10 protein-coding genes and 1 riboswitch are annotated in these 11,830 nt (G+C 36.2%); of the genes, 8 read left to right on the forward strand and 2 right to left on the reverse strand.

Going from position 1 to position 11,830, the window contains the following annotated elements; all coding sequences use genetic code 11:
• Positions 1 to 49 precede the first annotated feature (49 nt).
• The 4 genes from KO509_RS04540 to KO509_RS04555 are packed head-to-tail and all read left to right on the forward strand — an operon-like array spanning position 50 to position 2,801.
• The gene (locus KO509_RS04540; protein WP_215972100.1) at positions 50 to 334 is read left to right on the forward strand and encodes a YcgL domain-containing protein; all 285 of its coding nucleotides are present in this window, start codon (positions 50 to 52) and stop codon (positions 332 to 334) included.
• Positions 324 to 1,364: a lytic murein transglycosylase gene (locus tag KO509_RS04545; RefSeq protein WP_215972101.1), complete on the forward strand. Its 1,041-nt coding sequence runs from the start codon at positions 324 to 326 to the stop codon at positions 1,362 to 1,364. Before KO509_RS04540 ends, KO509_RS04545 begins: the two co-directional genes overlap by 11 nt.
• Before the next feature lie 14 nt (positions 1,365 to 1,378).
• Positions 1,379 to 1,897, forward strand: coding sequence for a YcgN family cysteine cluster protein (locus KO509_RS04550; protein WP_215972102.1), 519 nt, complete (start codon positions 1,379 to 1,381; stop codon positions 1,895 to 1,897).
• 37 nt (positions 1,898 to 1,934) lie between these two features.
• Complete coding sequence (locus tag KO509_RS04555) at positions 1,935 to 2,801, forward strand: DMT family transporter (protein ID WP_215972103.1); 867 nt, start codon at positions 1,935 to 1,937, stop codon at positions 2,799 to 2,801.
• A gap of 16 nt (positions 2,802 to 2,817) precedes the next feature.
• Here KO509_RS04555 and KO509_RS04560 read toward each other — a convergent pair whose 3' ends face one another.
• Entirely contained in the window at positions 2,818 to 3,933 is a 1,116-nt protein-coding gene (locus KO509_RS04560; protein ID WP_215972104.1) for an ABC transporter substrate-binding protein, read from the reverse strand.
• A gap of 177 nt (positions 3,934 to 4,110) precedes the next feature.
• On the opposite strand from KO509_RS04560, the gene KO509_RS04565 reads away from it, so the two are divergent.
• The 3 genes from KO509_RS04565 to icd all read left to right on the forward strand — a co-directional run bounded on the left by KO509_RS04565 (position 4,111) and on the right by icd (position 8,609).
• Positions 4,111 to 5,658, forward strand: a complete 1,548-nt coding sequence (locus KO509_RS04565; protein WP_215972105.1) for a Re/Si-specific NAD(P)(+) transhydrogenase subunit alpha — start codon at positions 4,111 to 4,113, stop codon at positions 5,656 to 5,658.
• A 9-nt stretch (positions 5,659 to 5,667) separates the two neighbouring features.
• On the forward strand, positions 5,668 to 7,077 hold the full coding sequence (gene pntB / locus KO509_RS04570; RefSeq protein ID WP_215972106.1) for a Re/Si-specific NAD(P)(+) transhydrogenase subunit beta: 1,410 nt from the start codon (positions 5,668 to 5,670) through the stop codon (positions 7,075 to 7,077).
• Positions 7,078 to 7,358: 281 nt separating this feature from the next.
• Positions 7,359 to 8,609 carry an NADP-dependent isocitrate dehydrogenase gene (icd, locus tag KO509_RS04575; RefSeq protein ID WP_215972107.1) on the forward strand — a complete coding sequence of 417 codons (1,251 nt, stop codon included), beginning with the start codon at positions 7,359 to 7,361 and terminating at the stop codon, positions 8,607 to 8,609.
• 127 nt (positions 8,610 to 8,736) lie between these two features.
• Here the strand turns inward: icd and KO509_RS04580 are convergent, their stop codons facing one another.
• Positions 8,737 to 9,498 (reverse strand): ElyC/SanA/YdcF family protein, encoded by a 762-nt coding sequence (locus tag KO509_RS04580; protein ID WP_215972108.1) that lies wholly within the window; start codon positions 9,496 to 9,498, stop codon positions 8,737 to 8,739.
• Between the two features lie 319 nt (positions 9,499 to 9,817).
• Positions 9,818 to 10,022, forward strand: a riboswitch (Lysine riboswitch).
• A 130-nt stretch (positions 10,023 to 10,152) separates the two neighbouring features.
• Here KO509_RS04580 and lysC point away from each other — a divergent pair.
• On the forward strand, positions 10,153 to 11,532 hold the full coding sequence (gene lysC, locus KO509_RS04585; RefSeq protein ID WP_215972109.1) for a lysine-sensitive aspartokinase 3: 1,380 nt from the start codon (positions 10,153 to 10,155) through the stop codon (positions 11,530 to 11,532).
• Positions 11,533 to 11,830 lie beyond the last annotated feature (298 nt).

Genomic DNA, 11,830 nt, shown 5'->3' on the forward strand with positions numbered 1-11,830 from the left:
ACGAGTGCGTGATATATTATGCATCCATTTCTTATCATAGGTCTCCATTATGCTATGTGCTATTTATAAAAGTGCTAAAAAAGAGCAAACATACCTTTTTGTTAAAACACGCGATGATTTTTCCTCAGTGCCTGAAGCATTAATGCTTACTTTTGGTACTCCTACATTGGTGACTTTAATTAATTTAGCAACGAAAGAAAAATTAGCATTTGCTGACTTAGCTAAAGTAAAAAGTAGCTTAGTAGAGCAGGGCTATTATTTACAGTTACCGCCACCAAAAGAAGATTTACTAAAACAGCACAAAGAATATATGGGAGGAGGGAATGAAATTTAATCATATTATCACTTCTTTATTAGCGGTTAGCTTGATAATTATACCGAGTAAAATATTACAAGCAAAAACATTGAGCGAAGTAGGCTTTAAAGAATACGTTATTGAATTAAAAGAAGCGGCGTTAGCACAAGGTTTCTCACAAAGCTTAATTGATGAAAGTTTTACTAATGTTAAATTTCATAAAAGAGCCGTAGCTGCTGACAGGAAACAACCTGAAAAAGTTGAAACATTAGATACTTATTTGCCAAAACGCATACCTGCTTGGAAAGTTGATAAAGCGAGAGCGTTATTTAAAGAGCATGAAGAAATACTAACAAAAATAGGTCAGGATTATGCTGTTCAACCACGATTTATTGTCGCGCTTTGGGGGCTAGAAACTAACTTTGGTAAATTTACCGGTGGTTATAATGTTATTTCTGCATTATCAACTTTAGCTTATGAAGGGCGTCGTGAAGCTTTTTTTAAAAAGCAATTATGGGCCGCATTAACTATTTTAAAAGAAGGACATATTAAAATAGATGATATGAAAGGTTCATGGGCTGGCGCAATGGGACAAAATCAATTTATGCCAACATCGTTCTTAGGTTATGCAGTTGATGGCGATGGCGATGGTAAAAAAGATATTTGGAAAAACCAAGTTGATATTTTTGCATCAATGGCTAATTACCTACAAAAAGAAGGTTGGAATAATGAGCTAACATGGGGACGCCAGGTTAAGTTACCAGAAAACTTTGATACATCATTAGCGATACCTCAAAATACAGGCAGTCGCAAAAATTGGTTAAAAGCTTGGGCTAAAACTGAGAAAAAGTTAGCGGAATGGCAAGCTTTAGGTATTCGCCGAACAGATGGCACGAGTCTTCCAAATGTAGATATTACTGCTGCGCTTGTTTTTCCTGATGGAATAAACGGACGTGCATATTTAGCATATGATAATTATAAAAGTTTAATGCATTGGAATTTGTCTTATTATTTTGTTAGTTCTGTTGGTCATTTATCTGATCAAATTAAATACCCACCAATTCAATAAGAATATTATTAATTATGACCGTTCTCCAAAAAGATGCACCATTTTGGCAAAGTAAATCATTAGCTGAAATGTCACGTAGTGAGTGGGAGTCGTTATGTGACGGCTGTGCTAAATGTTGCCTTAACAAATTTATTGATGATGAAGAGACTGATGATCACAGTGAACTACAACCTACTGATCATATAGAGGAAGGCGAGCAGGTCGTTTATTCTAATATTGCTTGTTATTTGTTAAATGAAAAAACTTGTCAATGTAGTCAATACGATAAAAGAACCACGTTAGTTCCTGATTGTGTGCAGTTAACACAAGATAATTTAGCAGACGTCTTCTTTATGCCGCCAAGTTGTACTTATCGTCGTTTGCAAGAAGGGCGAGGTATGCCATCTTGGCATCCGCTGCTTCACAAAGGGAAAAAATCGGCAATGCACAAAGCAGGTATGTCAGTTCGTGGAAAAATAGTCAAAGATGATGATGTTGCGCTTGAAGATTTTGAAGATTACATCGTTATCTGGCCTCTTCACGATCTTGATTAATCAACGTACTTATTAACTATAAAATTGACGTTAACCTATGACAGCTAAACAACAAAGCCTTTGGTTTCTTCATAGTGCAGTTCTACTTTTTGGCGGGACAGCGCTATTTTCTAAACTTATTGGTTTACCGGCGTTAGATATTACCGTATATCGTACTGGTGTTGCGGCAATTGTATTATTTATTTTACTTACAATTCAAAAAAAGAAAATTGCTCTCGCCAACCCAAAAGACTATGGCGTTGCTATATTACTTGGCGCTGTCGTAGGCATTCATTGGGTTACCTATTTTGCTAGTATGCAAATGGCTGGTGTCACTGTTGGGGTGATTGCTTTTTTTACTTATCCCGTTATCACTGTATTTTTAGAGCCCCTGTTAAGCAAGACTAAAAGTAGGCCTAAAGTTAAAGATATTGTTATTGCTGTTATTGTTTTAATTGGAATTTTTTTATTAATTCCTGAGATAAATTTAGGAAACCAAGTAACAGTAGGAATTATAATTGGTGTTATTTCAGCTTTCTTCTTTGCATTGCGAAATGTCCTTCATAAAAATTACTTTAGTCACTACTCTGGTCCACATACCATGTTATATCAGACTTTAGTTGCTTTTTTAATGTTAGGGTTATTTGTTGATGTTCCTCCACTCGAGGTGAGCACTAATGATTGGTTACTCGTTTTATTGGCAGGCGCCATTTTTACAGCTATGCCTCATGCCTTGTTTGCCTCATCTTTACGTCATTTATCCGCAACAACAGCAGGCCTTATTTCATGCTTACAACCACTATATGGAAGCGTTTTAGCATTTTTATTACTTAATGAAAGAGTTAATATCATGACTGTTATTGGTGGGATGTTGGTGATTAGCGCGGCATTGTTTGAAACTTGGTCAGTCAGTAAAGAGCGATAATCAGCTTATTTTCGCATTAATTCTCTATTTTTAAAGAATCACTAAAAGATAAGTAAACTTGATTTAGCCCTTGATGATTATTGGTTGAAAATGAAATATTTAGCCCATCTTGTTTATACTTAAAGGAATTAAACTCTTCTAGTAAGCATGCTCTTGTTAATTTTATTCCACACCGTTTGGCAACAAGATTAAAAACATGAGCATTAAGATATCCTTCTAACTGAAATTTATTAAAATCAACATATCCAGCTTGTTTCATATCACGAATAAATTTTTTACAAATGCGCCACTGACATTGATAGGGAGAAGGTATAACTTCACTTACTATTACTTTACTTGGATGCTCAAGTCTTGCAAAAAGATATGAACTTGATACAAATGATAGGGTGCTAAAATAAGCTCTGATTCCCTGTTCATAACCTAAGTTGATTAAATAACTTAGCGGTTGATAAGTACCAACAAAAATAACTGTATCTAATGGCATTGTTGCTAAATTATCAAGAACACGTTCAATATCATTCGTATTACGTTTATATCGCTCTGTTATAACAGGCACTATATTATATTTTTTGAAAATTTGTTCGTAACTTCTTTGAGCTGCTAAGCCAAACTCATCAGCTTGAATAACTAATGCTATCTTATTTACCTTTTTCGCTTCAATTAAAAACTCAATTTGCGCTTGAGCTTCTTGTAAATAGCTAGCCCGTAGATTGAAAATATTATTAATGACAGGAGTACGAAGGAAGTCTGCTCCGGTCAGTGGCATTAAAAAGGGGATATTAGATTGTTTTAAAATTGGCAAAATAGCATGAGAGCTAGGTGTTCCCATAAAATTGAGTAAGGCTAAAACTTCTTCTTGGATAATGAAGTTTTTAATGTTTTTAATAGTGTTCTTGGGTTCGTAAGCATCATCTAAGCTGATTAATTCAACCCGTTGACCATTAATTCCACCAGCATTATTCAGTTGTTCAAAATAAACAGTTGCGCCTCTACTAACCCCTTTACCAATATAAGAAGCTGGTCCTGTTAATGCATTCGACATGCCTAACTTTATATGACTTGCCGACCATGTTTGACCTGGAAAAAAAGTAACACTGACAATAAATGAAAAGAACAGAAAATTTTTAAACAATCGGAATAGGCCTATAAATAGAAAAAGAGTTATGCGTTATTGTCATATTAATTCTATAAGTTACTAAAGAATTATCAAGTAGTTAAAAAATAACTGAGCACAGGTGTTTAAAAATAACACTATAAGTGGTAAAACATTAAGCACTTAGTCCTTTTTATTAATTTTCAAAGGTGTTTTATGATCATTAGCATTCCCAAAGAGTCATTAAAGGGAGAAAACCGTGTTGCAGGCTCTCCTAGCTCTGTTAGTGCTTTAATCAAGTTAGGCTTTACTGTGCGAGTACAAAAAAGTGCTGGCACTAAAGCAAGTTTTACTGATGAAGAGTATAGCAAATCTGAGGCAGAAATAGTGACTAAAAAGGTTTGTTGGCAAAGTGACATAATCTTTAAGGTAAACCCTCCTACTTTAGATGAAGTTGCACTAATGAATGAAGGGACTACACTTATCAGCTTTATTGCACCAGCCCAAAATCCTGATTTATTAGCTGCGCTACAAGAAAAATCCATCACCACACTAGCGATGGAGATGGTACCTCGTATGACCCGTTCACAATCAATGGATGCATTGAGCTCAATGGCAAATATTGCTGGTTATCGTGCTGTTATTGAAGCCTCGCATCATTTTGGACGTTTCTTCACTGGGCAAATCACTGCTGCAGGTAAAATGCCACCTGCGAAAATAATGATTATAGGTGCTGGTGTTGCAGGTCTTGCCGCTATTGGTACTGCCAGTAGTTTAGGCGCCATTGTCAGGGCGTTTGATACACGACCAGAAGTAAAAGAGCAAATTGAAAGTATGGGGGCTGAATTTCTTGAGATGAATTATAACGAACCTGAAGAATCATTATCAAAAGGCCCAGGGGATGGTTACGCTAAAGAAATGAGTAAAGCATTTATTGATGCAGAAATGGCTTTATTTGCTGAACAAGCCAAAGACGTTGATATTATTATTACTACTGCCATGATTCCAGGCAAACCTGCGCCAAAACTGATTACAGATAAAATGGTGCAATCAATGAAAGCTGGAAGTGTAATTGTAGATCTAGCTGCGGCTGGCGGTGGTAATTGTGAATGTACTGTTGCGGGTAAAGTAGTTAACGCACATGATGTTAAAGTGATTGGTTATACTGATTTAGTGTCAAGATTACCAAATCAAGCATCTCAACTATATTCAAATAATTTATTAAATTTAGCTAAGCTACTCTGTAAAGAAAAAGACGGTACTTTAACTATCGACTTTGATGATGTAGTTATCCGTAATATGACGGTTGTGAATAAGGATGAAATTACTTTTCCGCCACCACCTATTCAAGTGAGCGCTTCACCGTCATCGACTAAAAAAGAAAAGGTAATGCCTGCTGTTGACGTAGTTGAAGCACCGGTATCATCGACAAAAAAATATGCCTTTATAACGGCAGGTATGGCATTGTTTGGTTGGATAGCTAATGTAGCACCTGCTGATTTTGTCACTCATTTTACTGTTTTTGTCTTGGCTTGTGTTATTGGTTACTACGTGGTGTGGAATGTTAGTCATTCTTTGCATACTCCTTTAATGAGTGTCACTAATGCAATTTCAGGCATCATTATTGTGGGGGCGTTATTACAAATCAGCTCTGAAAATATTTTAGTTCAAATACTCGCAGCGCTAGCTACTTTGGTCGCCACAATAAATATAGTGGGTGGCTTTAAAGTGACTAGTCGTATGTTAAAAATGTTTAGTAAGTAGGAGAACTGTATGGAATCCACACAAATTGCGTCCAATGGTTTTATCAGTGCAGCTTATGTTGTTGCAGCATTACTTTTTGTGTTTAGTTTAGCTGGATTAAGTAAACAAGAAACCGCCAAACAAGGTAACTTATACGGCATGATTGGTATGGGCATTGCGTTGATGGCGACAATTTTTAACCCCGCAGTGACTAGCATTTGGCTTATCGTGCTTGCCATGATCATTGGTGCAGGCATAGGGTTGAAGTTAGCCAATAAAGTTGAAATGACACAAATGCCTGAGCTTGTCGCTATATTACATAGCTTCGTTGGCTTAGCTGCAGTATTGGTTGGTTTTAATAGTTACTTTGAGGCTGGTCATCACGTTATCATAACTGCCAGCCAACAAACGGCCATGAATATTTATCTAACTGAAATTTTCTTAGGTATCTTTATTGGCGCTGTTACTTTTACTGGATCTATTGTAGCTTTTGGTAAGTTAAGTGGCTCTATTAGCTCTAGCGCTTTGGCGTTGCCACATCGTCATAAAATGAACCTTGCTGCTGGCGTTGTTTCCTTTGTTTTAATGATTATCTTTGTGCAAAATGGAGGATCAAATTTCCCACTGTTTTTAATGACCGTTATTGCTCTAGCGTTTGGTTGGCACCTTGTTGCTTCTATTGGAGGAGCCGATATGCCGGTTGTGGTATCAATGCTGAATTCATATTCAGGTTGGGCAGCCGCCGCAGCAGGTTTTATGTTAAGTAATGATTTGTTGATTATCACTGGCGCATTAGTTGGATCATCAGGTGCTATTTTATCTTATATCATGTGTAAAGCGATGAACCGATCATTTATCAGTGTTATCGCTGGCGGTTTTGGTACAACGGTAGTGATTGATGAAGATAAAGATTATGGAGAACACCGCGAAATACAAGTAGAAGCGGTTGCTGACTTGTTACGAAGTGCTAAGTCTGTAGTCATAGCACCAGGCTACGGTATGGCTGTTGCTCAAGCACAATACCCGGTATATGAACTGACTCAACAATTAATAAGTAAAGGGATTGATGTACGTTTTGCTATTCATCCTGTTGCGGGTCGGTTACCTGGGCACATGAATGTATTACTCGCGGAAGCAAAAGTACCCTACGATATAGTGTTAGGCATGGATGAAATCAACGATGATTTTCCTAATACTGATGTGGTATTGGTTATTGGCGCTAATGATACTGTAAACCCTGCGGCTAATGATGATCCTAACAGTCCAATTGCAGGCATGCCTGTACTTGAAGTTTGGCATGCAAAAGAAGTCATCGTCTTCAAGCGCTCAATGAATACAGGTTATGCCGGTGTTCAAAATCCTTTGTTTTTTAAAGATAACACGCAAATGCTTTTTGGTGATGCTAAAACTACAACCGAACAAATATTTAGAGCTTTGTAATGTTAAATATTTATTATAAAAATAATATTCAGCAAATAAATAGTAGGTATTGACGGTGAGGTTATAGTGTAAAGGCGCTTTTTGCTTTACTTTAGATACAATGAAAGTTTAAATCATAATTGTTGAAAGCTAAGTTAATTTTAATTAAATCTCAATTAAGCTCAAGTAACAAAATGATATTTTAAAAACTTAATTTTCATGATGTTTAGCTTTTGTCGCTACCATGATATAAATATTTTAAACATTTTTAATGTTCATTCTTCCAATTAGGAGAGCGCTTTATGACAAGTAAAATTACAATTCCCAGTTCAGGCGATAAAATCACGGTATCTAACGGTAAATTAGTCGTGCCAAATAACCCAATCATTCCTTTTATTGAAGGTGATGGTATTGGTATTGATGTTACGCCACCTATGATTAAAGTCGTTGATGCTGCTGTCGAAAAAGCTTATGGCACCAAGAAGAAAATTGCTTGGATGGAAGTATATGCCGGTGAGAAAGCAACGCAAGTATATGATTCTGAAACTTGGTTACCAGATGAAACATTAGAAATGTTTAAAGAATATAAAGTTGGTATTAAAGGGCCATTAACTACCCCTGTGGGCGGCGGTATGCGTTCTTTAAATGTAGCGTTACGTCAAATACTCGATTTATATGTATGTCAGCGTCCAGTGCAATGGTTTACTGGCGTACCAAGTCCGGTGAAAAAGCCATTTGAAGTAGATATGGTAATTTTCCGTGAAAATACAGAAGATATCTATGCCGGTATTGAATATCAAGCAGGTAGTGATAGTGCTAAGAAGATGATTAACTTCTTAACTGAAGAAATGGGGGTCACCAAAATTCGTTTTACTGAAAATTGTGGTATCGGTATTAAACCTGTTTCTAAAGAAGGCACTCAACGTTTAGTTCGTCAAGCGATCCAATATGCTATCGATCATAATAGAGACTCAGTAACGTTAGTACATAAAGGTAATATTATGAAATTTACTGAGGGTGCATTTAAAGATTGGGGTTATGAATTAGCGTGTGAAGAGTTTGGAGCAGAATTAATAGATGGTGGTCCTTGGTGTCGTATTAAGCATCCTAAAACAGGCAAAGAAATCATTATAAAAGATGTAATTGCAGATGCAATGTTACAGCAAGTATTGTTACGTCCTGCTGAGTACAGTGTTATTGCAACACTGAATTTAAATGGTGATTATTTATCTGATGCCTTAGCGGCACAAGTTGGTGGTATTGGTATTGCACCAGGTGCTAACTTAAATGATGAAGTTGCCATTTTTGAAGCAACTCACGGTACTGCGCCTAAATATGCGGGGAAAAATAAAGTTAACCCAGGTTCGGTAATTCTATCTGCTGAAATGATGCTACGCCATATGGGGTGGGTTGAAGCAGCCGATTTACTACTAAAAGGTATGTCTGGCGCTATTGGTGCAAAAACAGTAACGTATGATTTTGAACGCCTAATGGATGATGCAACCTTGGTTACTTGTTCACAATTTGGTGATTGTATTATTGAAAATATGTAACTAAGCCTCTAAGCCTATGTGAGCTAACGTAACTAAGTAAATATAAACAAAGTAAAAGCATTAAAACCAGTATTATCTAAGATGATACTGGTTTTTTTAGGTTTACAGTTAATACTATTATTTGATTTTAAAGTAGGCTTTTTAACCACTGCACAAAAAGACCTAAACTTTCGTACCAGGCAGCGGTTGTTATCTGCAGAGATTTACTTTTAGGAACGTAGTACCCCCAACCTTTAGGACCATTTATATTTTTAACCATAAAGCCTGTTGGTGCAGGTATTGGCTCTACTCCTTGTGCTTGAAAGTATTTTATTGCTCTTAGCATATGACTTGCATTGGTTACTAATACAACATTATGTCCTTGTACTCTAGGACCAATTAATTGCGCTTCTTCTTCAGTATCTTTAGGGAAATTTTCTGTCATGACTTTATTGGCAGGTACACCTAAAAGAACTAAAGATTGCTTCATTGTTTGAGCATGAGATAACTGATCCTTAATATAATAACCTGACGTGATAATCGTTGCTTCTGGATGTAATTGATAAATCCTTAATACTTCAACTAATCTTTCTAATGAGTTTGTATTAAGTTGGCTAGTTACGGGTAAGGCATCATTAGCAACGTGCCAACCTCCTAGCACTATAATGTAGTCAACAGGTTTACTAGAATGAGTAAAGCTTTCATATTTATTTTCAATATTTACCATTAACTTATCAGAAACCACTGGCATAGAGGATATAGTTAATAATAATCCTGCTGAGATTAAGCACTTAATGCTTCTTTTTGGGCGTTTTCGACAATACAAAAGTGATAAGGTTAATAAAATTAACACTAAATTAATCGGCATAATTGCAGCCGAAATAACTTTTTTTAGTAAAAATAAATCCATTAGGCTCTACATAAGCTAGTAATACATGTTTGTAGTTAGACTATAACAAATGTAACTGTAAAATTGGGGAAAGTTATGTGCACAAAAAAAATTGCATTGTATTTTTCTACTATTTTGCTTTATGTGCTTAGTTGTTTCTTAAGTTTTAGTCATCTTTAGTTAAATAGAAATAGGCTTGATTAGTATTGACTATTAAATATAAAAATTATTGTTCCAAATTAACTCTCTTTATAGCCATCTAAAAGTCTATTGCAATTACTACTGAATTCATGTCTAATAGACGGGTTGTTTATACACTTTTAATTTAAGTGATATTTACAACACCAGAAGAGGAGCGATAACTAGATAGATAACGTTATACTGAAAAGTATTAGGAACCACATTCCAACATACGTTATTGAAGGAGATTATCGCCGAGAACATAAACACCGTGGCTGTTTACGTTCGGTCACTAAGGCTGAATCCTTAGGACTGTCACCTGATTTTAGTGTCTGTATAGACTAAGGTGGAGAGCTTCTGGCTGAAAAAGTTACTATGCTCTATGCCTATATTGTTAAATAGGCTAGCCTGTCGAACTGTTCAGTCATGCTCTTCCTGTTTTAATTAGTGAGTATTATTTACTAATGTAAATTATTGTATTTAGGAAGATTACCCATGGTACACCCAAGTTCACCAAAAGAAAATTTATCCCTTACCGTTGCTAAATTTGGCGGTACAAGTGTTGCTGACTTTCCCGCTATGTTGCGTTGCGCTCAGATTATTAAAAATGACTGTAGTAATCGCTTAGTGGTTGTATCTGCTAGTGCAGGCGTTACCAACTATTTAGTACGCTTAAGCCAAGCAAATTTATCCCTTGATGAACAAGCAGATATTATTGATAAAATTCAAGCTATTCAGTTAAATATTACTCAACATTTGGCAAAAGATGTTGAGCAAGCTTTAAATACTGAAATAAAAGGGTTACTTGAAGAGTTAGCAACGCATGCGTTAAAACAATCGCAACAGCATAGTGTTAAGCAAGGTGATGCCATTCTGTCATTTGGTGAGCAGTTAAGTTCACGCATCTTTGCGCAAGTTTTACAGTCTATTGATGTTAACGGTGCTTATTTTAATGTACAGCAAGTTATGAAAACTAATAGCTTATACGGCAAAGCAGTGGTAGATATAGAGCAATTAAGTTTAGCATGTACAGAGCTTTTAGCGCCTAAATTGACTCAACAAGTATTAGTAACACAAGGCTTTATTGGTCAAGATGGTTTAGGTGAAACAACAACCTTAGGTCGTGGTGGCTCTGATTATAGTGCGGCTTTATTGGCTGAAGCACTTCATGCGAATAATTTATCAGTATGGACTGATGTTGTTGGCATTTTTACCACCGATCCTCGTATAACCGATCAGGCGCGTGCTATAAAAGAAATTAGTTTTGGTGAAGCAGCTGAAATGGCAACTTTTGGTGCCAAAATATTACATCCAGCTACTTTGATCCCAGCAATGCGCCAGAACATTCCTGTTTTTGTTGGTTCAAGTAAAGAGCCTGAAAAAGGTGGAACACAAATCAAAAAATCGGTCGCCTCTAATCCTACTTACCGGTCAATCGCCTTAAGACGAGAACAAACCTTAGTCACAGTTAAAAGCCCGGCTATGTTACACGCGAGTGGTTTTTTAGCACAAGTATTTGGTATTTTAGCTAAACATGAGCTGAGTGTAGACTTAATTACTACCAGTGAGATTAGTGTCGCCCTCACTTTTGATAACCCAAGTGGCTCTACACAAGCGTTAATAACATCAACAGTCGTAGAAGAATTAGAGCAGCTTTGTGAAGTAACGGTTGAACATGGTCTGTCATTAGTTGCTGTTATTGGCAATGGCTTAGATTGTGCAAAAGGCATAGGGCAACGTATTTTTCAAACGATTAATGACATCAGCGTTCGTTTAATTTGTCATGGGGCAAGTGCCAATAACTTATGCTTCTTAGTGAATGAGCGAGATGCGAATAATGTTGTTGAGAAACTACATGGAGAATTATTTAACTAATCTTTTTGCACTCTACTAGTATTAACTTTTCCTCGTCATTTATTATTACCAAGTAGGAGCTCCGATTTTACTTGGTAATAAATCATTCCAAAAGCCCCTTAGCACCATCTAAAGCAGTAAACTATCAATTATTGCTTTCTTTAATTGCGACTCCTTCATCTTAATAATTGGTATATCCTGTTTATATCTCCTTGTTATTATTTTAATACCCAATTACCCAATTACCCAATTAATCATCTCACCGATTATATTCTCATCACTGATATTGTCATTTCGAGTGTAGTGCAAAAGTATGAGA

The organism is Colwellia sp. C2M11, assembly GCF_018860915.1.
Taxonomy (GTDB): Bacteria; Pseudomonadota; Gammaproteobacteria; order Enterobacterales; family Alteromonadaceae; genus Colwellia.

Coding starts and splice junctions, on each gene's coding strand:
- KO509_RS04540 (WP_215972100.1), top strand. CDS start 50: ATGCTATGTGCTATTTATAAAAGTGCTAAAAAAGAGCAAACATACCTT.
- KO509_RS04565 (WP_215972105.1), top strand. CDS start 4,111: ATGATCATTAGCATTCCCAAAGAGTCATTAAAGGGAGAAAACCGTGTT.
- icd (WP_215972107.1), top strand. CDS start 7,359: ATGACAAGTAAAATTACAATTCCCAGTTCAGGCGATAAAATCACGGTA.
- KO509_RS04555 (WP_215972103.1), top strand. CDS start 1,935: ATGACAGCTAAACAACAAAGCCTTTGGTTTCTTCATAGTGCAGTTCTA.
- pntB (WP_215972106.1), top strand. CDS start 5,668: ATGGAATCCACACAAATTGCGTCCAATGGTTTTATCAGTGCAGCTTAT.
- KO509_RS04545 (WP_215972101.1), top strand. CDS start 324: ATGAAATTTAATCATATTATCACTTCTTTATTAGCGGTTAGCTTGATA.
- KO509_RS04580 (WP_215972108.1), bottom strand. CDS start 9,498: ATGGATTTATTTTTACTAAAAAAAGTTATTTCGGCTGCAATTATGCCG.
- lysC (WP_215972109.1), top strand. CDS start 10,153: ATGGTACACCCAAGTTCACCAAAAGAAAATTTATCCCTTACCGTTGCT.
- KO509_RS04550 (WP_215972102.1), top strand. CDS start 1,379: ATGACCGTTCTCCAAAAAGATGCACCATTTTGGCAAAGTAAATCATTA.